Source organism: Flavobacterium sp. CFS9, from assembly GCF_041154745.1.
Classification (GTDB): domain Bacteria; phylum Bacteroidota; class Bacteroidia; order Flavobacteriales; family Flavobacteriaceae; genus Flavobacterium.
The window spans coordinates 2,864,033-2,889,389 of the sequence record NZ_AP031573.1 but is presented as its reverse complement, the minus strand read 5'-3'; the positions used below and the strand labels follow the sequence as shown (position 1 = coordinate 2,889,389).

Here is a 25,357-nt window from a genome sequence, read left to right as displayed (position 1 = left end):
TCTGTTTTCTGGTATAATGCCGATATAGTATGAAAATAGTCGAATTTTTATGAGACTATATTGAATACAGAATCGGTATTAGCTGAATAATAAATTATTGTATTTTTTCAATGCTGTCGCCGGCAGTTGGAGAAGGATAAATCTTTTTCAATTATTTCCTTCTCGCTTTAGGTTTTTATTACGGAATAAAAGCAACTAACAAAATATTCTGAAATCATTTCCTTTTTTTTACGGCTGCCCAGCTTTAACTATTCTTAGATTGTTGATTTTAAACTCTCGATTTCTGATTTTCGATTTCTTAAAAGTCTGTCCTAATTATGATGTTCTTTGGATGATAATTCCATCTTTTTCAGCAGAAGCTCTTTTCTTTTGCGAAAAAAAGGGATTACAATTTATCGAACTTTTTTTGGATACAACTCCTCTAATTTAGTGAAAATCAAACAGAAAATAAAAAATAAGCCGGGAGGTACAGGTATCCCTACCCGGCTTAACTCAACTAACTCACCTAACGCATAAATTTATTGCTTGTCCCACCAGATTCTGGTTGTCATTAAATCCAACCCCTGGCGTGCTACCGATTCTCTATAATTAGCCGAATTGGTAATCAATTCTGACTGATCGTAAATTAATCTTCTTGGTATGGTTCCTTTTGTTTCTCCTGTTGGATCATTTACCGGAACTAAAACCGGATATCCTGTTCTTCTGTATTCTGAAAATGCTTCAAAACCATTGAATAGTAATACAATCCATTTTTGAGAGATAATCTGCTCGATTTTTTGAGCCTCAGTTCCTGCTGCTTTAAATGGATTTGCTGTCATATAAGCCGTGTATTCTGCAGGTGTAACTGCCGGTACTTTGTCTCCGAAAATAGTAAGCACTTCCATAGCTGCTTTTACACCGTCTTCGTAAAACTTTTGTGCATTTCCTCCAACACTCCATCCTTTTACTGCGGCTTCTGCCAATATAAACTGAACCTCAGCGTAAGACATGATTAAAGTAGGAGCATCTAAACGCAATACTGTAGAAGTGTTAGGATCTGAGAATTTTTTCTTGTCCCCACCCGGAAATTCTTTAGCATCATTGGCAAGACCTTGCTGACTTGCAGGATTGTTGTCTCCTGTAGCTTCCAGTTTAGCGTAAATTCTTAAACGCGGATCATTACTATTTTTCAATGCATCAATAAATGTTTTACTGAATTTGATGTTCGCATCTCCTTTGTTCAGATCATTTCTAACCCATGAAGAAGTAATTGGATTGGTTTTAACTCCAACCGGACCTGAATCATGCTTTAAAACAAGACTATCATCATTAGAAGTAAAAACTCCTTTAGATACCGCCTTTTCTACATATTGTTTTGCTTTAGCAGGGTTTACTTTAGACAAACGCATTGCTACTCTCAACATTAAAGAATTAGCCAGTTTTTTCCATTTTGCCACATTACTTTGGTAATACAAATCAGCATTACCTACAAATGGTTTATTAGCATCTAAAGCATCACCTGCTTCATCTAATTCTTTCAAAAGATCATTATAAATGGCTTCCTGGGTGTCATATTTCGGAGCAAAAACATTTCCATTGTACCCTTTTCCTGCTTCGAAATAAGGAACTTCTCCGTAAGTATCCGTCAATTTTTGAAACATAAACACCTTCATGATTCTGCAAGCCTGAATCATATTGGAGTTTTCCGGTGCGTCTTTTAGAACTGACATCAATTGAAAAATCTGATTCAATCCTTTACCATAAGACTCACTAAAAAGTGCCGCAGAATACTCAGACGAATAGCTATATTTTGAACCTGGTCCACTTAATGAAGAAAATTGCTGAACAATTTGAGCTGCATAGATGTTGTTCCCTCTGGTATTGGAGAAATCTTGTCCGTCAACATAGATCTCAGCAAGTGTAAACATCGATTTTACAGCCGGATCTGTCAAAGCATTTGGATTCTTGTTTAACTCTTCGAATCCTTTATCGCATGAAGTAAGCGTCATGGCTCCTACAATTGCGATACAAAATATTTTGATATATTTATTTTTCATCTTTCAGTTTGATTATTAAAATTTCACATTAAGTGTCAGTCCATAATTTCTGGTCAAAGGCATAGAAGCTCTTTCAAGACCTTGAGCATTACTATTAGAATAGTTTGATTCAGGGTCAATGTTTGGAACTTTATCATAAATCGTCAATAAATTATGCGCTGAAAACGCTAAGCTAATCGCTTGGAATGGCGTTTTAGATAAATAGGCTTTTGGGAAATTATAGCTAAAAGAGATGGCTCTTAGTTTCACAAAATCGGCATCGTAAACAAAGTTTGAAGTTACATCACTATAGCTTCTCCAGTAATCATAAGCTGAAACTGTTGTGTTTACCGGATTCCCGTTAACATCTGTTCCTTTTACTGCAACTCCTCCTTCACGGCCTGGAAGAGTTTGCTCTGTTAATCCGTAACGGGTTCCTAATTGGTTGGTAGCAGAATAAATCTCTCCTCCGAATTTAGCATCTACAAAAACAGAAAGCGTAAAGTTTTTATACTGGAAATCATTTGAAAGTCCCATTGAAGTTGGCGCAACACCTTGTCCTGCAATAATCAGGTTTCCTCTCAGGAATTTACCGTTGGTATCAAGTACAATATTTCCGTTAGCATCTCTTAAATAATCATAAGCTTTAATTACTCCAAAAGGCTGTCCTTTTTCTAACACTACAGAAGCTCTTCCATCTCTGTTTCCTTCCAATGATTTGGTCGTAATTTTATCCGAAAGCTTAAGAACCTCACTATTATTGTAAGCAAAATTATATCCTACGCTCCAAGAGAAGTTTGGTGTTTTAACTGCTTTTACATTGATCGCAAATTCAACCCCTTTGTTCAGAATCTCTCCTACGTTAATTTTCGTTGTTCTATACCCTGAAGCCTGAGAAACATCAGCGTCGGTAATATCGTTTGTTGTTTTCTTGCTATAAAAAGTCAAATCGGTACTCACTCTGTTATTGAAGAATGTATTTTCGAAACCAAATTCGATGGTACTTACATTATAAGGCTTCAAAGTTCTGTTCGGAATCGTTTCTCCGTTCACTCCTAAAATTGGCTGCCCTAAAGAATCCGTTTGCCCGTCCGGAGAAGTATAAGTCAAGGCTAAAGCATAAGCATCCGGTAAAGCACCTCCTACGTTACCCCAGCCTGCTCTTAACTTTCCGTAAGACATCCATTTTGGTAAATCAATTACTTCTGAGTAAATAAAACTTGAACTTACAGATGGATAAAATGTACTGTTGTTAGATGGATCTAAAGTAGAAAACCAGTCTTCACGACCTGTTAAACTTAAATATAAGAAATCTTTATATCCTAAATCGGCTGAGTAGAAAAGAGAATTTACTTCGCTTTCTGAGAATAACTTCTCACTTTGGGCAGGTTGCGTATTTCCGTAGAAATATTGGAACGGAACGATAAAGTTGTTCCCTTTCATTTTAATTCCGCTAAATCTGTTGTGTTGACGGTTAGCTCCAATGAAAGCATCTAAAGATAAATTTTTAACGATATCCCCTTTGTATCCTAAATAAGCCGAAGCATTATACTCTGAACGGTTCTCTACTCTGTTCTCATAAGATCCACCAGGGCTGTAATTGATACCCGTAGGTTCAATTTCAGTATATTCATAATTAATATCATCTACACCAAGAACACCTTTTGCGTAAATTTTATCCGTGATGTTGTAGTTTACTTTTGCAGAACCAATAAAACGTTTTCTAAGGTCATCATTTAAAGGTGATTGTGTGGCAAAATATGGGTTCGTGTGATAGTTATTTGTTCCAAAATAATCCGCCTCACCACCATTTTCATCAAAACCATTACTGATCCATCTGATATCGGTACCAGGTGTTAAGAAAGTAGTCGGGAAAGAAGGATTTCTAGGTGAATCATTCAAATAAGGTCGGTTATGACTTTTCTCTGTGATGTACTGAGCGTTAGTCTCGATGCTTATTTTTTTATTTACTGCAGAATTTAAACTTAAAGCAATGTTATTTCTGCCAAAGTTTGTTCCCGGCAAGATCGATTCATCTTTTGTATTTCCGAAAGACAATCTGAAATTAGTCGTTTCGCTTCCTCCTGAAATTGCTAAAGTATTACTGGAAGAAAATCCGGTTCTGTAGAAATTTTCAACATTATCTTTTCCGTAAGCCTGATAAGGTCTGGTTGTTCCGTCAATACCTAAAGAAGGTGTACCGTCGTATTTGTCTCCCCAGGCAAAATAGTAAGAATCTCTAAGTTCCTGTAGGTTTTTAAATCTTGTAGCCACTCCGTTTACCGGTGCTCCCGCTCCGTATTGATCTTGCCAGTTCAATAAACTTGCAGGTGTGTTGAATGTAGCATTAGTGCTAAAATCTACTCCAATTCCTGTTCCGCTCTTTCCTTTTTTGGTTGTAATTAAGATTACACCATTTGATCCTCTGTATCCGTAAAGAGCTGAAGCCGCACTACCTTTTAATACCGACATAGAAGCGATATCATCAGGGTTGAAAGACGACATACCGTCTCCTTTATCGGCACCTCCCCACATTCCTGCATTTCCTTGCTGGCTGTTATCAATCGGAATACCGTCGACAACATACAAAGGCTGGTTAAGTCCCGAAGCCGAAGTGGCTCCACGAATTACCACACGGCTTGACCCTGAAGGTCCCGTAACCGGCGCAGAAACGTTAACTCCGGCAATTTTTCCCTGAAGGGCATTTCCTAAGTTAATTTCCTTATTCTTTGTCAGTTCATCGCCTTTCAGTTCTCCAACTGCATAACCTAAACTTTTCTTTTGTTTCTTAACTCCAAATGAAGTTACTACTACATCTTTTAATTCCTGAGTATTTTCTACTAATACAACTGAAATTTTATTTTGGTTTTGCTGCAACACTACTGATTGCGGTTTAAAACCTATAGAGGATACATTTAAAGTAACCGGTCCTTCGGGCACATTCATTTTAAATCGGCCTTCCGCGTCAGTGATTGCACTATACGGTTTTCCCTGAACCTCAATCGATGCAGCAACAATTCCCTTGTTCTCTGCATCAGCTACTATGCCTGTTATCAATCGGTTTTGCGCCACAGCTCCTAAGCTGCTTAACAATACCATTCCTAACACTGCCAATATTCGTTTCATAAGCATTTTTTTTTGGTTATTTGTTTGTTTTGATTTTTGTGATTGTTTCTAATTTGATTGTTTTAAATAATTAATAAAAAATTTGAACTCCTTTTTAATTAGGATACTTATAAGGCTTGCACCTTATAAATATCCCGGCCTTATTTATAGTCATGTTTATAAGCACTCCATTAAGAAATCGATATCGTAAACTGATCAAAAAAAGAACTGATTTCTGCTTTTGTTCCTCTAAAATTTACTAAAACGATTTAGTAAAACGGTTAAAAAAAAACGAACCGTTTCTTTTCTTTTATATTTTTTTTCTCAAAATTTTAAACCGATTCTCTAATAATCAATTTTCCTTTTTTAAGACTTTTTTCTACTTCAAACTTCTCCATATCAGTCATCTGACTCATTAACAATTGTATGGATTTTACAGCGATATCTTCTATCGGCTGTTCAATAACACTAATGGTTGGCGTATGCAGTTTAAAACTGTCATGATCATCAAAACTAATTACCGAAATATCTTCCGGAATTCTGATTCCCATTCTTCTGAAAGCCTGAAGTCCCGCAAGCCCCATATAGTTTGCCAAAAATAAAACGGCGTCAATCTGAGGATTTTTTTTAAAAAAACTCATTATTTCACCAATTCGCGTTTCTTCATTGGTACGATAATCCATATGAAGAACAAGCGACGGGTTGTACATTTCTGCTTCTTTCAAAGCGTCTCTGTACCCATCTTCACGCAGTTTCATCTGAATCATTTCGGAGGTAATATTTACCACTGCTATATTCTTGCGCCCTTTATTGATCAGAAATTTTGCTGCCGAATTAGAGGCTTCATAATTATCCATCACCACATGGCTCACTCGTTGTCCCGGAAAATACCTGTCGATCAATACAACCGGTTTTTTTAACTTTAAAAGAAGATCAATACTATTTTCCAGATTCTGAGTCGGCGTTACAATAAAACCATCCACATTGGCCTGTAATAAACTGTGTATTAACTCTTCAGAACGTTCATCATCTCCTCCTGTACTGCAATAAAAAACTCTGTAATCAATACTTTTCGCTTCATCTTCGATAACTCTGGCAAGATCAGCAAAAAACTGATTCGAAATATCTTCAACAATAAGTCCTATAGACCTGGTTTTCCCTGTTCTAAGACTGGTAGCAATCATACTGGGTCTGTAGTTAAGCTTTTCGGCCACTTCCTGTACCTTTTTGATCACTGCCGGACTGATGCCCATTTTCTCCCCCTTACCATTGATAACAAAAGATACCGTAGATATGGATACCTGAGCCTCTGTCGCAATATCCTTAATCGTAATCTTTTTCATCAATGAGTTAATTTTTTATTAAGCAGTTATTAATTATATCACAAATATATATAAAAACAGTTACTAAAACGATTTTGTAATTCTTTTTTTTATACAAATCATTATTTTAAAGTTAATTAAACATATAATCATCAGTATTTACAGGTGTTTTCTCTATTAATCATTTTTTCATATTCCAAACAAACGCTATTGTTTTAATATGAATTCTCTTCGATTAGCTGTTTTAACAAAAGAATAAAGCTATTATGGATCTATTTAAAACTTGTCACAAAACAAAAATCAAGGATAAAAATAACTATAAAAAGCTATTTTCAGGAAATATAAACTTCTAAAATTGAAGCGGTTCCTTTTAAGCTATAACCGTGCATTCCTGCAGGAATCAAAACAGTATCGCCCTGTTTGTATTGATAATTTACGTTTTGACAGGCTATTTCAAAATTGCCTTCCGTACACATATAAACCGTAAAGCTTTCTCCTTTTTTACTTACTTCAAGGATTCCGTCAAGCGGAAGAAAATTAGTGGTGAAATAAGGACAATCTACCACCCCATTGGATTGGTTTAAGGTCGTTTCATACTTTTTCTGCGTATCAACTTTCTTGTAATTGATGGCATCTAATGCTAAATCAACATGCAGCTCTCTTTTGTTGCCCTGAGCATCTGTTCTGTCAAAATCATACAAGCGATACGTAATATCTGATGTTTGCTGAATTTCTGCCACAACCAGACCAGCACCTATGGCATGAACGGTTCCGGTCTCTAAAAAGAAAACATCCCCGGCTTTGGCTTTTACATCATCCAATATTGAAACCAAAGTGTTGTTATTTAGGTTCTCTAAATATTCTTCTTTACTGGAATCTTCTTTAAAACCAACAATAATTCTTGCCTCTGCATCTGCCTGCATTACATACCACATTTCGGTTTTACCAAAAGAATTGTGACGTTCTCTGGCTAACTCATCGTTTGGATGAACTTGTATCGATAAGTCTTCTCTGGCGTCCAGATATTTAAAAAGCAAAGGAAACTGATTCCCAAATCGTTCGTAAACTGCCGTTCCTAAAATCTCATTTGGCGATTGATCTATTAAATCTGTTAAGGATTGTCCTTTTAATGCTCCGTTTGCCACAATACTCACATCCCCTTCTATAGTAGACAATTCCCAGCTTTCTCCGGTAATTTTTGATGTAATTGGTTTATTCAGAATTGTTTTCAGCTTTTCACCTCCCCAGATTCTTTCTTTCAGGATTGGATCAAATTGCAAAGGATAAAATTTAGTATTCATTTTTATATCATTGCGAGGAACAGATTAAACTCGTCCTCTGGTTATTGTATTTTTTATTTTGCCACAGATTAAGAAGATTAAAAAAAGATTCTTTATGCAGCTTTCTTTTAATTGTTGTTTGTTTCTCGCTATGGCTAAGCTTTTCCTCACTCAGATTAGGCTCTTTTTTATTCGCAAATATCCGAAAAAAAAATCGGCGTCATCTGTGTCTTGTTTCTGACACTTTTCTACTTTATAGAAATAGCAAAACCACCGCTTGCAGCTAATTTTTGTTTTAACTTCGTTTTACTGTTTACAGACACTTTTCGAATGTTGTACGATTGTGGGTTGCTCTTATAATCGGCTGTTTTTCCGTCTTCATAAATCGTTGCCGTAAATGATTTCCCAACAGGCAAAAAACTTAAATCAACGAAAGCAGTACGTGGGTTTTCATCCGTAATCCCGCCTACAAACCATTCTTGTTTTCCTTTAGTTTTTCTGGCTATTGTGATATAATCTCCTGGTTCTGCCTCAAGAATATAGGTGTCATCCCAGTCTAATGAAACATCTTTTATAAATTGAAACGCATCTTTGAAACGCATATAGTTTTCAGGCAGATCGGCAGCCATTTGTAACGGACTGTACATCGTCACATAAAGTGCCAGTTGCTTTGCCAGTGTTGTACTCAACTTATTTTTCTTTGCCCCGTAAACCGATAAGTCTCCTTGAAAAATTCCCGGTGTATAATCCATCGGCCCTCCCATAAGACGTGTAAAGGGTAAAATCGTCGTGTGGTCGGGATGAATTCCTTCCATAGCCTCAAACTCAGTTCCTCTGGCTGATTCCTGCGCAAACCAGTTGGGATAAGTACGATGTAATCCCGTTGGGCGAACCGCTTCATGGGAATCTACCATAATTTTATGCTTTGCTGCTTCTTTGGCGACATATGTATAATGGTTGACCATTTGCTGTCCGTCATGGTGTTCTCCTCTCGGAATAATTGGTCCTACATAACCTGTCTTCACAGCATTATAGTTATTATCACCCATAAATTTTAAGGCATCCGGAAGCTGTCTTTCATATTCTGAAGCTGAAGATGTTGTTTCATGATGCATGATGATTTTCACCCCTTTCTGCCTGGCGTAAGCACTTAAATCTTTCACATCAAAATCCGGATAAGGCTTGGTAAAACTATAAATGCGTTCCTTTTTAAAAGCAGTATTATCCTCCCAGCCTTCATTCCATCCTTCCACCAGAACAGCGTCGAAACCATTTGCCGAAGCAAAATCAATATATTCTTTTACATGTTTCGTATTAGCTCCATGTGTTCCATTAGGCTTCAATTTAGAAAAATCAGTAGCTCCAATTACTACATCCTGATTGTTAGAATACGCCCAGGTAGAACCTCCTCCGGTAAAGTATTCCCACCAAACCCCAACATATTTCACCGGTTTAATCCATGAAGTGTCTTCGAAAGCACAGGGTTCATTCAGATTTAAGATCATTTTTGAAGCCAGAATATTTCGCGCATCATCACTCACCACAATCGTTCTCCACGGCGTCAAACTTCCGGTTTGAATGTATCCTTTATTTCCAACAGCATCGGGAACCAAATGCGAACTCAGCGAATAAGTCTTATCATCAATATTAAGACACATTGCCGGATAATTTTTCAAAGCTGCTTCATGAATATTAATATAAAGTCCGTCATTGGTCTTCATCATCAAAGGCGTCTGCGCGGCCAAATTTTTAATCGTTGTTTGTGCCGCCATCGAAACGTGAGAAGCATTGTACATCAAAGATTGCATCTCCGAAATTTTTGAAGTCGTATAGCTGTACTCGTTTGTATCATAATCTCCTGGAATCCAGAAAAGTTTATGATCTCCGGTTAAATTAAACTCGGTGGTTTCTTCCTGAATCACAAAATGACGCAGATTATCCTGTACCGGAAATTCATATCGAAACCCTAAACCATCATTGAACAGACGGAAATAAATGGATATCTTTCGTTTGCTCTTTTCCTGTATCAAATCAGCTTTCAATTCATTGTACTGATTTCTGATTTTTTTCTGCTCTCCCAATACCGGTTCCCAGAAATTGTCTTCTGATTGTTTTTGTGTCCCGACAATCTGAAAACCTTTATTCATTTTAATATCGGACTTTAAAATAAAGCCCAATCTGCTTCCTTTGATTACTTCTTTTTTCTTGTAGGCTAAAGAATAAACCGGAGCACCCTCGGCATTTAAAGTAAAAGTCAACGCTAAATTCCCATCAGGAGACTTTAGTTCCTGAGCATTGATCCATCCATTTGAAACGATAATAAAAAAGCAGGCTAAAAGAATTTTCTTCATAAACAAAAGGGTTCTGTGTATTGCTAAATCGATTTAGCAAACATAATAAAATTTATGAAACAGAAATACCTGAAAGGAAAAAATCTAAAATTTTAATTAAAAAAACGAAAAGATAAAGTTTAGCCGTACAAAAAAAGACTACCTGTAAAAGCAGTCTTTCTAAATTGTTGCAATAAACAAAGTACGGCTTATGCCATAAACAATGCATATTTATTGTAATTGTATAAAACCAGGTCATATGGAACTAAAAGAGGTGCTACTTTTTCTGACGAAGCTTCAAATGTAATCCCATGATGCTTTCTGAATAAATAGATCTCTTTTAAGCAATTGGACAAACTCTGGTGAATTCCCGTAGTAAAAGTTGGCAGTTTTTTATCCCCAACCAATAAATCAATCTGGTAATTCGAACTGCTTTTAGACAGATTGTTTCCTATGATTCTTATTGTAAATGTTGTTGCTTCTCCGTATTGTTGTCCTTGATATTGTACTACCATAATTTTATAATTAAAAAGGTTAGATTATCTTTTATGTTCTAAAATGCTTTCTGCTGCAAATTGAAGAATTAAAGTTATGAAAAAAAAGCAATGAATAAAAAAATGCACTCAATTAAATGTAATTTTCAATTCCAAAATAGTAAATCCCAGACGTAAAAAAACCGTAACGAATTACGGCTTTTAAACAATTAACTAAATATATTTAATCAACTTTTTAACGAATGTAAAATTCATTCATAAGCATGATTAATTTCTGGTAACCATTGTAGTTTCTTTTCTGGCGGCGATTTCTAATAAAAAAGGATTTCCTTCTTCATCAAACATCGTCATATTTAAGGCGTCCAATAAAATCAAATTTTTCGAAACGCCTCCTTTAAATTTATTATAAGAAAGATTCAATTCAGACAAATGACCTAGTTTTTCTAATTCATTTGGAATTTCCCCTTCAAAATTATTATCAAACAAACTCAGGTTTTCCAAAGCACTAAAGTTGATTACTTCTTTACTCAAACTCCCTGACAGCTGATTCTGATTTAAAAGCAAAACTTTCAAAGTCTTTATCGCATAAATTGACCCCGGCAACTGCCCCTGAATTTCATTATTAAACAAAGCAAGAGTTTCTAACTGGTTTAATTTTCCAATCTCCAAAGGAAGCTGGCCCTGAATTTTATTGTCGTGCAGATCAATCGTAACCAAATTAACCAAAGTCAACAATTCTACAGGCAGATTTCCCTGCAAATTATTATTTGCCAAATAGAGCCCGACAACTTTACCATTTTCAACTTTTACACCATGCCAGGTAGCTACCGAAAGTGATAAATCCCACTTTACTGTCCACTCCGATCCGTTTGTCGCCTCATACAATTTGATAAGCGCCTCTTTCTCTTTATCTGAAACTGTATCAGCAAAAATAACAGGCGAAAAAATAAAAGCCAGAAAAAACAGGACTAAGCTTTTCATTACAAGATTGGGGATTTATTGAGGCCATAAAATTATACATTTCATAGTTATAAAGCGCAAAATGTCGATAAAGTGTTGATAAAAATTAATTTAACCTTAATTTTACTACTTTATATAAAGATGCATTTTGTGAGATTTTTTATTTAAATTTGAGCAACTAATCCTAAAAACCTCATATTATGGAATTTAACCCTGTTGCATTATTCTTATCAGCAATCGTAACACTGGCTGTTGGTTTTATCTGGTACAACCCTAAAGTGTTCGGAACCATCTGGATGAGAGAGAACAATCTCACTCCCGAAGACTTACAAAAAGGAAATATGCTGAAAATATTCGGTCTTACGTATCTTTTCTCGTTAATGATTACCGTCATTTTAATGTCTCTGACCATTCATCAGACAGGTGCTTTGGGAATGGTGGGCGGACCTCCTTTGGTAGCCAGTGCTAAACCCTCATTTGCTGCTTTTATGAATGACTACGGAACAGCGTACCGCACCTTTAAACATGGAACTCTTCACGGATTTATGTCTGCATTATTTTTTGTCTTCCCCATAATTGGAATCAATGGTCTATTCGAAAGAAAATCATGGAAATATATCTTTATTCATGCAGGCTACTGGGCAGTTTGCCTCACTTTGATGGGCGGAATTATCTGTGCATTTGCCTAACTCCAAAAAATACAAACCCGTTTGAAATTAAATCTCAAACGGGTTTTCTTAATAATAACTTAAACCAGTTGAGTTCTTATAAATATTCTCTAATTTTGAAGAAATTAGCTCCCTCTTTTGACTACAACTTATTCTTTCGAAATATACAATAGTGCATCGCTACTGCCCTTGGAATGGAATTCTCTGGCGGCAACTAATATTTTTTTGACTAAAGAATACCTGGAAGTCCTGGAAAACTCCTGTCCGGTAAATATGATATGCCATTTTATTGGAATTTTCAACAATAACAAACTCGTCGGAATTGTTCTGACTCAATTTTTATTTACAGAGAAACTGGAATCGTTTGGTGAACGTGATCAATGTTTGAAAACTTCGGTAAGAAATTTTGCTTTTAAGAATTTTGCCTCTCATGTACTATTTGTCGGGAACAATATGCTTACCGGACAAAATGCGTTTGTATTTGCCTCAGACATCAAACAATCAATAGCGCTAAAAACGCTGCACAAAGCCATTAATCAGCTTAAAAAAAACCTGAAAGCGAATGGAAAAAAGGTGCACATTACCAGTATAAAAGATTTTACAGCAACCGAAATTATTCCTTTACAAAACGAATTTAAAAACAATTACACATTTTCAACCCAGCCTAATATGGTTTTTGAAATCCATAAAGACTGGGCATCTGAGCAGGATTATATTGACGCTTTGTCAAAAAAATACCGGGATCAGTACAAACGCGCCCGCAAAAAAGCAGATGGAATTGTAAAGCAAAAAATGTCTTTGGCCGACATTAAAAAATATGAAGATGTTATTTATGATTTGTATTTTCATGTGGCTAAAAATGCCCCTTTTAATACTTTTTTCTTAGCCCGAAATCATTTTAGTTTTTTCAAAGAAATCATGAAAGATGACTTTCTGTTTTATGGCTACTTTTTAGAAGAAAAGCTAGTTGGATTCAACACATTAATTAAAAACGGAAGCGCGATGGATACCTACTTTTTAGGATACGACGAAACCATTCAACGCGAAAAAATGTTATATCTAAACATGCTTTACGATATGATTGCCTACTCTATCAATCACGGTTTTAAAGAAGTGGTATTTGCCAGAACGGCTCTCGAAATCAAAAGTTCTGTTGGGGCGAAACCTGTTAAAATGTATGGGTTAATTACACACAGCAATACGCTGATCAACCACAATATTGGCCGATTATTTAGTTATCTGGAACCCAAAACCGACTGGCAGGAACGAAACCCGTTTAAATAAATACTGATTTTAGATTGTAGATTAACGATTTTTGATTTCTGATTTGATACTGGTAAATACTATCAATTTTTACAGGTTTTACACATCTGAAATCAAAAATCGTTAGTCAAAAATCAGCAATCACTCTGACTACTTTTCCTTAATTTAATAACATCTTACAAGCAGTTTCCGACACACTAAGGGATCGCTATTTTCATCTGTTTGTGTAAAATGTGAATGTCGAGAGAACTTTGTGCTCCACAATACTCCCCGTCAATTTGAAAATTTACAGGATAGTCTGTTTTTATCATGGCTTTATCTGTAGAAATAATCACAATATCTTCAGAATCAATAGGCATGTTTCCGGTGATAATTTTTCCGATCAGCAGTAAATCGAGGCTTTTTAAAATGACCAATTCGAACTTCCCGTCATTCATTGCGCCATTTGGATTGATAATCACCCCGGTTCCGTATTTCTGAGAATTAGCAATCACAATCATTCTTGCGGTATGTTCGACGGTTTCATTATTTGCCGAGATTGTAGCCACAAAAGGTTCTTCCGATTCTTTTAAAGCCGAATATGCCTGCAAGGCGTACCCCCACAAACCTCGTAAATTACTTTCTTCGTAATTTTTTACCAGATTTGCGTTTACACCAATATCACTCAAATGAATACTTTTTTTACCATTGATAGAAATCATATCCATTTCGATATAATGATGCAAAAAAGCAATCTTAAGGTTTTCCTCGAGTGTATCCGGCAGGTTTAAATCGACTGATAATCCATTTGCTGAACCAGCAGGCAAAATCCCAATAATGACATCAAACTGCTCCATAGCTTCAGCTACCATTTTTATGGTTCCGTCTCCACCGGCCACTATAATACGTTCAGGATGATACTGATTGTAAATGCTCTGTATTTCTTTCTGATCATGCTGCCCGGTGGTCTCATAAACTTCCAGATCAAAATGATGAGCAGCAGCAAACTCCTGTACAGCTTCTATTACATCGGATTTATCCAGATCTCCCGAAATCGGGTTGACAACAAATAAGATATTCTTTTTCAAAGTTTTATTTTTAAAATCAATTAAAATAATTAATTTACATCATCTATAAATATACATAATTAATGAAACCAATCTTACAATTATATCGCGGTTATGCCAATGAAGAAGAATTAATTGTAATGGGACATGTTTTCAAAAGAACGTATGAGTATGATTACCAGAAAAAAAACTTCAAAAATGCAACTTCAATCATCAATCAGTTCCGAATAAAAACCATTAAAAATTTTGATGTTTATCTAAAATGCGGCAATCAGGAAATTCACACTAAAACCCTGGATGATGGTTACTTCAAGTTCTGTATTCCACTCGAAAAAGAAACTCCCTTTGGATGGATTGAATACGAAGTCAGCATAAAACATAAGACTGAAAAAATAACTGAAAAAGGCAGTTTTATAAGGCCACACAAAGGCAAACTGGGTATTATCTCTGATATTGACGATACTTTTTTAATCTCACACACCGGTAATTTCTTCCGAAAAATATATGTTCTTTTATTTAAAAATGTGAACGACCGTAAAGTTTTTAAAGGTGTTGTACCGCATTATCAGGCTTTGAGTTCAGCCGGACGAAATAATAAGGAAGAAGAAAATGCCTTTTTTTATGTGTCGAGCAGCGAATGGAATTTGTATCGATTTATCGTCAAATTTACCAAAATACATCAGCTGCCAAGAGCCGTAATTTTATTGAAAGACATCAAAAGAGGAGTCGCTGATTTTTTCATGAGCGGACGGGGAAACCACGATCATAAATTCGACAAAATAAAACACGTTTTAGAATTTTATCCCAATCTTAAGTATGTTTTACTGGGAGACGATTCGCAGCACGACCCCATCCTGTACGAGCGAATCTGTAAAATCTTTCCTGTAACCGTAAAAGCAGTTTACATCAGACAGACTGGTAAACATAAAAAAGAAGCTACCAAAACAATTATGAAAAACCTCGAAAACTTAGAAGTTTCTGTTTGTTACTATAAGGACAGCAGTGAGGCTATTATGCATTCTAAATCTATTGGTCTTATTTCGTGAGATGTGGTTTGTGAAATGTAAGATGTGAGATGTAGTTTATCTTCTATTTTTTTGGGGATGATAAACTTCAGATATAAAAAAACTTTGTCAAAGTTCAAACCTTTGACAAAGTTCTATATTCATTTCAAAACTGAAAACTGAGACTGCGACCGAAAACTAAAAAATAACTAAGCGTTAAAATTATCAATCTCTTCCTGAACAATTTCCCAGTCCAACAATAATTGGTCTAAATCTTCTTTCTTTTTGTTGTACGCGGTAAAAAACGAAGCATCTTCAATATGTTTGTCATAATTAGAAGCCAGCATTTTATCATCGTGCTGAATGTCTTTTTCTAATTGTTTGATTTGACTCTCCACTTTACTCAATCGGTTTTGAAGTGCTTTTCCTTTTTTCTGATCTTCGTATGACGTTTTCTTAGATTCTTTTGGAGCAACTTCTTTTACAACATCTTTTTTCTCGACCTCACGCATATTTTCCAAATTGCGCTGCTCTAAGAAGAAATTAATATCTCCTAAATATTCTCTGATCTTTTGATCTTTGAATTCATAAACAATATTTGACATTCCCTGAAGAAAATCTCTATCGTGAGAAACCAATAACAAAGTTCCTCCAAATTTTTGAAGGGCAGCTTTTAAAACGTTCTTAGATTTAATATCCAGGTGATTCGTAGGCTCATCCATCAGCAAAACATTGATTGGCTGTAACAACAATTTACAAAGTGCCAAACGGTTACGTTCACCTCCTGAAAGTACTTTTACTTTTTTCTCGACATCGTCTCCACGGAACAAAAATGATCCTAACATATCACGAACTTTTGAACGGTTAGTGTCTGTTGCAGCATCTTCCATAGTCTGTAACAACGTGATTTCTCCATCAAGGTATTCTGCCTGATTTTGCGCGAAATAACCCAACTGTACGTTGTGTCCTAATTTGATGTTCCCTTTGTATTCAAATTCGTTTACAATGGCTTTAATAAAAGTAGATTTTCCCTGACCGTTTTGCCCCACAAAAGCAATTTTACTTCCGCGTTCTACCAACAAATCAATATCTTTTAGAATCACTTTATCACCGTAAGCTTTTGTAACGTTTTCGGCTTCGATTACAACTTTACCTGGCTCTTTTGAAACCGGGAACGAAATATTCATAACCGAATTGTCGTCTTCATCTACTTCGATTCTTTCTACTTTATCTAACTTTTTAATTAACGATTGCGCCATCGAAGCTTTTGAAGCTTTTGCACGGAACTTTTCGATTAATTTTTCTGTTTCTTCAATTTTCTTTGCCTGATTCTTTTGAGTAGCCAATTGCTTTTCACGAATCTCATGACGCAATTCTAAATATTGCGTATAAGGTTTATTAAAATCGTATGCTTTTCCTAAAGAAATTTCGATGGTACGGTTGGTTACATTATCCAAAAACATTTTATCGTGCGAAACGATTACCACGACTCCGGGATAGTTACGAAGGAAATTTTCTAACCAAATGATACTCTCAATATCCAGGTGATTCGTAGGCTCATCCAGAAGCAATACATCATTGGATTGCAATAACAGTTTTGCTAACTCGATACGCATTCTCCAACCTCCTGAAAATGTTTCCGTCTGATTATTGAAAACTTCTCTTTTGAAACCTAATCCTAAAAGAATCTTCTCAGTATCCCCTACATAATTGTAACCTCCAAGAAGATCAAAACGATGAGTATAATCAGATAAAGCTTCAATGATCTGACCGTATTCTTCACTTTCATAATCGGTTCTGGTCACCAATTGATGATTGATTTCTTCTAGTTTTTTCTCAACAATTTTAATTTCAGTAAAAGCCTCATAAGCTTCCTCTAACACCGTTCTTCCACGTTCAAAATCAATATCCTGACGCAAAAAACCCATTCGGATATCTTTCTCCTGAGAAATAACCCCTGAATCGGGAGCAAAATCTCTTGCCAACATTTTAAGCATTGTAGATTTACCCGCTCCGTTTTTACCAACAAGACCCACGCGGTCACCGGCACCCAAACGAAAGGTAACTTCTTCAAATAAATATGTTCCTCCAAAAGAAACCGAAAGATTGTGTATATTAAGCATAATGTGTAACTATTATAACAAGGAGTAAAGGCTTTAAGTGCCTTATTTACTTTACTTTTTGAAAGTGCAAAAGTATGACAATTAATTTAAGTTTCGACTGTCGTTTTAAAAACAAATAGTATAAGGCTTTTTTACTGCGAAAATTACTTTTAAACCTTAAGTATATTTATTCTAATCACGAAAATCATAAAAAAAACGGATAACAATCTTTAGATAGCTATCCGTTTTTAGTAAATACTTTATTTTATCCCTTATGCCTCTTTTGGCTCCGGAAGCATTATTGAAGCTAGTACGGAAATTGCCAGAATTCCTCCAATTACAAGTAAGGAATACAGAGATTCGATATGATAAAATGGAGAAATAATCATCTTAACGCCAATAAACGAAAGAATAATAGCTAAGCCATACTGTAATTTACTGAACAAGTGAATGAAGTTATCCAATAAGAAAAACAAAGCTCTAAGTCCTAAAATTGCAAAAATATTAGAAGTATAAAGGATAAAAGGATCACTGGAAATTGCAAAAATTGCCGGTATAGAATCAACTGCGAATAATAAATCGGTAAATTCAATTACCGCTACTACTACTAAAAGCGGAGTTGCCAGTTTTTTTCCATTTTCGATAGTAAAGAATTTATCTCCGTCGTATTTATCGCTAACACTAAAAAACTTTCTAATTAATCTTGCTCCTTTGGTATTGTTGTAATCTTCTTCATCGTCCTCATCACCGGCAGACCATGATTTTACTCCTGCGTACACAAGGAACAATCCGAAAGCTGTCATGATTAAATTGATATCGTATTTGAAACCTTCTACTCCAATCAAACTTAAAAGCTTGTTTAAATAAGTCAGTTCGATTAGGAACGCTCCTGAGAAAATAAAAATAGCTCTTAAAACCAATGCTCCGATAATTCCCCAAAACAATACTTTATGTTTATTGTGATTGGCTACGTCAAAAAATTTGAAGACCAATATAAAAACAAAAAGATTGTCGACTGAAAGTGCTTTTTCAATCCAATACGCCGATTGAAATTCATAAAATTTTGCCGATCCGGCGAAGTAATAAACCAAACCACTAAAAATCATCGCTAAACTAATCCATACTAATGACCAGGTTACTGCTTCTTTATTACTTACGACATGGCTTTTTTTGTTGAAGATTCCCAAATCCAACAACAGCATGATCACTACTGCAATGGCGAAGACGATTATTAATCCCGGATGTTCTGAAAAAATAGGGTGTTGATTCATTTTTGAATATTAATTATGTTAATTTAAATTTTATTTATTGGCTATTACAAGATGACAACTCAGCGTTCTTTTACTATGAAGTTACTTTTTTATTGCGGGCAATATTACGATTTACCAGCTATTGAAACAAGCACAGATTATTACAAACCATAAACTATTATTCTCAGATTTTCACACTGATATCTAAAGCTTATGGCAAGGCTCTAAAACCAACTCGTCTCAATTTGAAAAATCTTAGAGAAATAACAATGAGTACCATTAAATATATTTTCGTCATTTCTTTAAAAAAAAATACATTTAATGGTATCTGGTGCAAACTTTCTGTATTCTGGATTGCAATAAAATTACCTGTTTGCTGAATACTAACTCCAATTTAAAAAACTCAAGATACGTCTACATTTTAAATTGTTTATACGTAAGACTGAACTATTTTTTGGATAGTCTGCCCTAAAAAAGTATCAGTAGTAGGATCTCCAATTGCACTGAATTTCCATTCTCCGTTATGTTTGTATAATTTCCCCATAATGATAGAACGTCTGTTTACATATTGAGAATCAGCAGAAACGTTATAAGAAGCAAATTCTGAAACCACATTGGTTGGAGTACCTTCGTACATTCTGATTTTTGCATAAGGAATTTGAGAGAAATCTTCTTTTCCTGCATTGTTTAAAAAGAAAAAGATCTGGTTAACTTTGGCATCAACCTTAGAAAGATCAACTGTGATAATCTCATTATCTAAACCATCATCTCCGCCAGTATCACCTGCAAGATCATCACCAGTATGTTTTAAGGCTCCGTCAACACTTAGCAATTTACCTTTTGAAAGACCAAATTGCTGTAACACTTCTAATTTGTATAATGGAGAATACAAATGGTCGTGAAGTTTATTCTGATCATCAATCAATACACAGCTCAAATCCAGATCGACTTCTACTACGTTTTTTGATAATCCTAAAAAACCTTTCGTTTCAATCGCTCCCCAGTTTACACCCACACAAAAATTGGTTAATGATTCGCCACTTGATTTTCTTAAATCAATTTTCTGACCTTTGATTAAGTTAATAGCCATCGTTTTTAAGGTATTAATTATATTTATTCAAATAGTCTTGTAAGCCGCCTTTCATCCCTATTCCCACAGCTTCAAACTTCCATTCGTTGTTTCTTTTGTAAATTCTTCCGAATTCAACAGCAGTCTCAATAGAAAAATCCTCATCAAGCTCGTACTTTACTAATTCTGTATTAGTCTGATCAATGATTCGAATAAATGAATTTCTAATCTGTCCAAAATTTTGCCTTCTGGTATCTGCATGATGAATTGTTACCACAAAGCAAATTTCATTTACCTCCGGAGATATTGTAGACAAATCGATTTGAATTTTCTCATCATCCCCGTCTCCTGCACCGGTTAAATTGTCCCCAGTATGCGTTACAGCTCCGTCTGGCGATTTTAAATTATTATAATAAACAAAATGATTGTCATTTGGAATTTTTCCATTTGCACCAACTAAAAAAACTGAAGCATCAAGATCAAATCCCTCTCCCGTACTGCTTGAATTACTATCCCAGCCAAGTCCAACAATAAATTTTGGAGCTTCGATACTCTGTCTCTGACCTTTTTCTAAATTAATTGCCATTTTATTTTTCTTTATTTAATATTAATATTTAACATAGTTCTTAAAATATTGGTTTGTTCATCTACATTTTGAAGATCTTCTACAAAATCTACAGATGAAATCTTATCCAAATATTCTTTTAATACTTCATCTACATTTTCAGGAAATGATGTTTTTATTGTACTTAATTCAAAGGTTAAAGCTTCATTTTTTTCTTTCAATTGTGTAATAATCTCTCCTTTGACGGAGTCATTTTTAGCAATATTAATTTCTTTTGCCAACACATCATCCAAAAAATAAAATGCTTTCTCATTAGCAACAAAAATAAACTTATCGTTAGAATCTCTAAATTCGAATACTTCAATAACTTCATTATTGCAAACCAGTCCACACAAAAACTTAATTTTAAATTTCAGTATATTTAGTCTTCCCAGAAGTTTCTTTTCAAATTTTACATGTTTATTTTCATAAAGCTTCTTACTCAAAAAGTCTATTTTTTCATATTCTTCAATAGTAATATCCCGAAAATATTCCTGTTTAACATGGTCGGAAAAACTTATAATCTCGTTCCAACTAAAAAAATCTGCATTTTCATTGACAAACATATTGTAAAGTTCTTCAATCTTTCGAGACATGTTTCTCGCATGTAATTTTGCTTTTTCTGCAAATCCGGATTCGTCAATTTCTGATTTTAATTTGGTTATGATATCCTCATTAATATAAATCTCATCCGAAATCAAAAGATACTGCTGCTCTTTCGCTTTTTTTAGTTTTTGAAACAATTCAATAAAACTACTTGTAAACTGTACATGAAAGAGTTCTAACTTATTTATGTCTAATGCTTTATTGTTTTCAAAAAGAGTATGAATGATTCTTGTTTTTATTAAAACCCCAACAAAATCCTTGTGACTAAAGAAATTGGATAACAATTCTAAAATCACAAGTTTTCTATTACTGTCTTTTATTATTTGAACAAACCGTTCCTCTTCCTCTTGCATTTAACTGATTTCTATTCAATTAACTTATCACTCCTTTTTTTAATTCAACTTCAAGACTTTGCAGTCCGGCATCAAGTTGTCTTCTGGTTTCGGTACCCTGCTCGTGAATTTGTTTTACTTCTGTCAGCGTATCAATTAATGATTTCGTTGTCATTTTCAAAGTTTCAAGAGACACCACTGTGTTTTCATTTTCTTTTGCTACTTCAATACTGTTTTGTTTTAACATTTCAGCATTTTTCTGCAAAATAGTATTTGTCGTTTCAGACACTCTTCGCTGTACTTCAATATTTTGCTTTTGTCTTTGCAAAGCAACCGCGAGTGTTAATTGATTCTTCCAAACCGGCATAGTTGTAGTCAGGATCGATTGTGCTTTCTCTGCAATTGAAGTGTTATTATTTTGTACGACACGAATTTGCGCCAGGGACTGCAGCATAATAAAACGAACAATTTTCATATCAGCCAAACGCTTGTCCAGACGATTAATGAAGTTTCTTTTGTCCGAAATTTGGTAATCCTGATATTGAGCCGGATTCCCTTCCATTACCGCAAGCTCCTCACCCAATTCTTTAAATCGGATTTGTCCTGCTATAATGTGTTTTTCCATTTCTTTAATAAGATTCACATTACCATCAAACATCGTTTGAAGGGCACTGTTATCTTTTACAGAATTAATCATTCCTGCCTTTACTTTGTTACTGATTTTATCAATATTTACAGTAATCTTATCGTATTGCTGGAACAACTTTTTTACATCTATTACTAATTTATTCAGCAAAGGAATTTTGGACAGAAATCGCTTAAATGGCCCCTGATCCAACTGATCCACATCGACATAATTTAACTCTGTAAGCAAATCATTGATTAGTGTACCAACTTCACCCGAATTGTAAGTTCTGACATTAGATAAAAAAGTATCACTCTGCTTCGCAATCGAATTCTGGATTTCAGCTCCATAGTTCAAAATTGAATTAGTATCATTTTCATTTAACTGATTTGAAATCGACTTGTAATTGTTAACTTCCGCCTCTGTAATTGAAGTTAAGTTTACATTTCCATCCTTATCAATCAACGCGGTATTCTCCTGAGCAACCAATTGATTTTCTAGCATAATTTATTTATAGATGGTTTTGTTGAATGGTAACGATAGTTTGTTCCAACTTTTTATCATTTGTCGGAGTTCCGATTGCACTAAATTTCCAATCTCCATTTCTTTTATAAAAAACTCCTAAAACCATAGAAACATTTCCAGCGAAAGAAGCATCATTTGCAACATCATAACGTGCAAATTCCTGGCTTACTTTTGTTGGAGTTCCCTCGTAAATTCTGATAGACGCAAAAGGGATGTCTTTAAAATCCTGTCCTCTAAAGCTATTTATAAAAAAGGCAACGTGATTGGCAGCTGGTGATATTTGTGAAAAATCCAATGTAATTACCTCATTATCCAAACCGTCATCTCCATTTAAATCACCTGTTAGATCGTCACCACTGTGCTTAATTGCACGATCATTTGATATTAGTTTTCTAAAATTTACGGAATCAATATGATTTTTTTGGTCGTCATAAATAGCGCAACTGGCATCTAAATCTACTGCCTCTTTTTTGGTCCCAAAAAATCCCTTTTTCTCAATTGCTCCCCAGTTTACACCAACACAAATGTTTTGTAATTTAGTACCATTACTTTTTTCAAGGTTGATACGTTGTCCTTTTTCTAAATTAATTGCCATATCTATTAATTGTATTTGTTTAAATAATCTTCTAATCCACCTTTCATTCCAACGCCAATAGCTTCAAATTTCCATTGCCCGTCTTTGTTATAAATTCTTCCGAACTCTACTGCTGTTTCTATTGAAAAATCTTCTTCCAATTCGTATTTAAGCACCTCATTATTATTGCTCTCGTCTACAACTCGAATGAAAGAATTTCTAACCTGACCAAAATTTTGTTTTCTATTCACAGCATCATGAATGGTTACAACTACACAAATTTCTTTTACTGCCGAATTAACTTTAGTCAAATCAATTTTTACCTGCTCATCATCTCCGTCTCCATCTCCTGTTAAATTATCACCCGTATGTATTACCGCATCATCCGGTGATTTCAGATTGTTATAAAAAACAAAATGAGAATCTGATATTATCTTTCTGTTATCGCCTAAAATAAAAACTGATGCATCAAGATCAAAGCCCGATCCAGTACTGCTGCTGTTTGTATCCCATCCTAAACCAATAGTAAATTTGGGTGCATTTATGTTTTCACGTTGTCCTTTCTGTAAATTGATAGCCATAGTTTTAATCTATTTTTATTACATTAATGTTTGATTTATACTCTAAAATCTGATGATAATTATTACTTATTGCCAAATGAAATAAGTCATTTGTTTTTTCAATGGAAATATTTTCTACTAAATAGCCAAATTGCTCTTCATTTAAGCTTAAAATAAATTTGACAATTCTGGTATTATACTGAAAAGAAGGACTGTTAATTATGTCAACAATATCTTCGACATTTTTAACAGCGAAGTAGTTAAAATGATTCTCAATTTTAGGATGAATGTCCTTATTTATTAATTCTGCAAAATACACAAAAACAAAATTTCCATTCACATTATATTGATTTAGAATCTTATTCACAGTATGTTCATGACTACCTGTAATTTTAATGTCATCAACAAAAATACAAAGCTTTCCGTCTATAAAATTACGATCTATATAGTAAGTATCGTTCGAAATTAATTTCACTCTTTCTTCAAAATCCAAATTTCCATAGTCTGTAACATAGGTTTGGTTTCTGTAAATTTTAGATTCTATACTGGTCTTTTTACCATTTTTAAATAAGAAACTATTCAGCTCTTTTTTAAAATACGAACACAAAAAATTTGAGGCTGTTGGTATAGATAAGAATGGACTTGGCAGAATAACAATTTCTTGTTCCGACAACAACAATTCTCCAAATTCTGATACGAAACCTTCAAATAATTCCTTTGCAAACTTCTCTGCAAATGATTTGTCGCCAAATTTAAATTTACTGTATTCTTCTTCTTTAAACGGACAATTATCTTGGTCCAATATCTTATGTAAACTGTAACTTTTATTCACTTTTATATTTTTAATAAATGGGCATCAAATCCAAAATTAATGGCTCCATTATAATCTGCAACACTATTATCTCCGACATGTAATATCTGTTTTTTTTCCGTGCTTTTAAAGGTGTTAATCTCATCAAAAACCAATTGAAAAATTTCATTGTTTGGTTTCGAAAATCCAACTTCGTCGGAATAAATCTGAAATTTGAAAAAATCTGTCAATTCATAATACGCCAATAGTTTTCTTAAGGTTCTGCCTTTAATAAAAGCTGTATTACTAAGGATATTAATAGTTTTATCTTCATTTGTTATTTCCTGAAACAATTTCTTCGTATCCGGAAAAATTAATTCAGGCTTATAGTTCATAAATAAAGAATCTGTTTCTTCATAAAACTGACTTAACTTACTTGTATCAAATTCATTAATATCAACTTCGAGTGCGCTTAAAATTAGATAATAAATTTCATACGTATCAATATTCAATCCTGTTTTTTCGTTAATATTATTGCACAAAACATCATAATATCTCACTACTTCATTTACTTTATCGATCGTACAATCAACTTCAAAGAAATTTTTAAACAATAAATTTCTCTTCTTCTTAAACTCCGGATTGGACTTTATTAATGTCAGCCATAAATCGAAAGAAATATGGGTGTGTTTTTTGTAATTTATTTCCAAATGAATTCTTTTAAAAAAAATTAAACCGTACAATGATACAAAAAAGCAAACTAAGTAAAATGTGGGTTTCCGTAAAATCGATAATATTTATTAACAAATTAAAATCCATTATCAAAAACATCA

At 34.3% G+C, this 25,357-nt stretch carries 21 protein-coding genes; 3 read left to right on the top strand and 18 right to left on the bottom strand.

Annotated elements, in window-relative coordinates; all coding sequences use genetic code 11:
• Positions 1–518: 518 nt before the first annotated feature.
• The 7 genes from ACAM30_RS12500 to ACAM30_RS12470 all read right to left on the bottom strand — a co-directional run bounded on the left by ACAM30_RS12500 (position 519) and on the right by ACAM30_RS12470 (position 11,527).
• Complete coding sequence (locus ACAM30_RS12500) at positions 519–2,036, bottom strand: SusD/RagB family nutrient-binding outer membrane lipoprotein (RefSeq protein WP_369614964.1); 1,518 nt, start codon at positions 2,034–2,036, stop codon at positions 519–521.
• Between the two features lie 15 nt (positions 2,037–2,051).
• Positions 2,052–5,141, bottom strand: a complete 3,090-nt coding sequence (locus ACAM30_RS12495; protein WP_369614963.1) for a SusC/RagA family TonB-linked outer membrane protein — start codon at positions 5,139–5,141, stop codon at positions 2,052–2,054.
• Between the two features lie 311 nt (positions 5,142–5,452).
• Positions 5,453–6,463, bottom strand: coding sequence for a LacI family DNA-binding transcriptional regulator (locus tag ACAM30_RS12490; protein ID WP_369614962.1), 1,011 nt, complete (start codon positions 6,461–6,463; stop codon positions 5,453–5,455).
• A 311-nt stretch (positions 6,464–6,774) separates the two neighbouring features.
• Complete coding sequence (locus tag ACAM30_RS12485; protein ID WP_369614961.1) at positions 6,775–7,743, bottom strand: type I phosphomannose isomerase catalytic subunit; 969 nt, start codon at positions 7,741–7,743, stop codon at positions 6,775–6,777.
• A 227-nt stretch (positions 7,744–7,970) separates the two neighbouring features.
• Complete coding sequence (locus ACAM30_RS12480; RefSeq protein WP_369614960.1) at positions 7,971–10,073, bottom strand: glycoside hydrolase family 97 protein; 2,103 nt, start codon at positions 10,071–10,073, stop codon at positions 7,971–7,973.
• 188 nt (positions 10,074–10,261) lie between these two features.
• The gene (locus ACAM30_RS12475; RefSeq protein WP_369614959.1) at positions 10,262–10,567 is read right to left on the bottom strand and encodes a hypothetical protein; all 306 of its coding nucleotides are present in this window, start codon (positions 10,565–10,567) and stop codon (positions 10,262–10,264) included.
• 246 nt (positions 10,568–10,813) lie between these two features.
• Positions 10,814–11,527, bottom strand: a complete 714-nt coding sequence (locus ACAM30_RS12470) for a Two component regulator three Y domain protein (RefSeq protein ID WP_369614958.1) — start codon at positions 11,525–11,527, stop codon at positions 10,814–10,816.
• 179 nt (positions 11,528–11,706) lie between these two features.
• Between ACAM30_RS12470 and ACAM30_RS12465 the strand changes: the two genes are divergently transcribed.
• Together ACAM30_RS12465 and ACAM30_RS12460 are read left to right on the top strand one after the other, a co-directional pair.
• The gene (locus tag ACAM30_RS12465) at positions 11,707–12,195 is read left to right on the top strand and encodes a DUF1761 domain-containing protein (protein WP_230000036.1); all 489 of its coding nucleotides are present in this window, start codon (positions 11,707–11,709) and stop codon (positions 12,193–12,195) included.
• Between the two features lie 117 nt (positions 12,196–12,312).
• Positions 12,313–13,458, top strand: coding sequence for a peptidogalycan biosysnthesis protein (locus ACAM30_RS12460; protein ID WP_369614957.1), 1,146 nt, complete (start codon positions 12,313–12,315; stop codon positions 13,456–13,458).
• Positions 13,459–13,634: 176 nt separating this feature from the next.
• Here the strand turns inward: ACAM30_RS12460 and ACAM30_RS12455 are convergent, their stop codons facing one another.
• Positions 13,635–14,504 carry a diacylglycerol kinase family protein gene (locus ACAM30_RS12455; RefSeq protein WP_369614956.1) on the bottom strand — a complete coding sequence of 290 codons (870 nt, stop codon included), beginning with the start codon at positions 14,502–14,504 and terminating at the stop codon, positions 13,635–13,637.
• A gap of 62 nt (positions 14,505–14,566) precedes the next feature.
• On the opposite strand from ACAM30_RS12455, the gene ACAM30_RS12450 reads away from it, so the two are divergent.
• The gene (locus ACAM30_RS12450; protein ID WP_369614955.1) at positions 14,567–15,529 is read left to right on the top strand and encodes an App1 family protein; all 963 of its coding nucleotides are present in this window, start codon (positions 14,567–14,569) and stop codon (positions 15,527–15,529) included.
• Between the two features lie 167 nt (positions 15,530–15,696).
• On the opposite strand, the gene ACAM30_RS12445 is transcribed toward ACAM30_RS12450, so the two are convergent.
• The 10 genes from ACAM30_RS12445 to ACAM30_RS12400 all read right to left on the bottom strand — a co-directional run bounded on the left by ACAM30_RS12445 (position 15,697) and on the right by ACAM30_RS12400 (position 25,234).
• Entirely contained in the window at positions 15,697–17,610 is a 1,914-nt protein-coding gene (locus ACAM30_RS12445) for an ABC-F family ATP-binding cassette domain-containing protein (protein WP_369614954.1), read from the bottom strand.
• Positions 17,611–17,861: 251 nt separating this feature from the next.
• Positions 17,862–18,860: a TerC/Alx family metal homeostasis membrane protein gene (locus tag ACAM30_RS12440; protein ID WP_369614953.1), complete on the bottom strand. Its 999-nt coding sequence runs from the start codon at positions 18,858–18,860 to the stop codon at positions 17,862–17,864.
• Between the two features lie 409 nt (positions 18,861–19,269).
• Positions 19,270–19,929 carry a TerD family protein gene (locus tag ACAM30_RS12435; RefSeq protein WP_369614952.1) on the bottom strand — a complete coding sequence of 220 codons (660 nt, stop codon included), beginning with the start codon at positions 19,927–19,929 and terminating at the stop codon, positions 19,270–19,272.
• A 13-nt stretch (positions 19,930–19,942) separates the two neighbouring features.
• Complete coding sequence (locus ACAM30_RS12430; RefSeq protein ID WP_369614951.1) at positions 19,943–20,494, bottom strand: TerD family protein; 552 nt, start codon at positions 20,492–20,494, stop codon at positions 19,943–19,945.
• 11 nt (positions 20,495–20,505) lie between these two features.
• Positions 20,506–21,471: a hypothetical protein gene (locus ACAM30_RS12425; protein WP_369614950.1), complete on the bottom strand. Its 966-nt coding sequence runs from the start codon at positions 21,469–21,471 to the stop codon at positions 20,506–20,508.
• Positions 21,472–21,490: 19 nt separating this feature from the next.
• A complete protein-coding gene (locus tag ACAM30_RS12420; protein ID WP_369614949.1) occupies positions 21,491–22,579 on the bottom strand; it encodes a toxic anion resistance protein in 1,089 nt (362 codons plus the stop codon).
• 7 nt (positions 22,580–22,586) lie between these two features.
• Positions 22,587–23,195 carry a TerD family protein gene (locus ACAM30_RS12415; RefSeq protein WP_369614948.1) on the bottom strand — a complete coding sequence of 203 codons (609 nt, stop codon included), beginning with the start codon at positions 23,193–23,195 and terminating at the stop codon, positions 22,587–22,589.
• 5 nt (positions 23,196–23,200) lie between these two features.
• Positions 23,201–23,755 carry a TerD family protein gene (locus tag ACAM30_RS12410; RefSeq protein WP_369614947.1) on the bottom strand — a complete coding sequence of 185 codons (555 nt, stop codon included), beginning with the start codon at positions 23,753–23,755 and terminating at the stop codon, positions 23,201–23,203.
• Between the two features lie 4 nt (positions 23,756–23,759).
• Positions 23,760–24,566 (bottom strand): phosphoribosyltransferase family protein, encoded by an 807-nt coding sequence (locus ACAM30_RS12405; protein WP_369614946.1) that lies wholly within the window; start codon positions 24,564–24,566, stop codon positions 23,760–23,762.
• A gap of 2 nt (positions 24,567–24,568) precedes the next feature.
• Positions 24,569–25,234 (bottom strand): HAD family hydrolase, encoded by a 666-nt coding sequence (locus tag ACAM30_RS12400; protein WP_369614945.1) that lies wholly within the window; start codon positions 25,232–25,234, stop codon positions 24,569–24,571.
• Positions 25,235–25,357 lie beyond the last annotated feature (123 nt).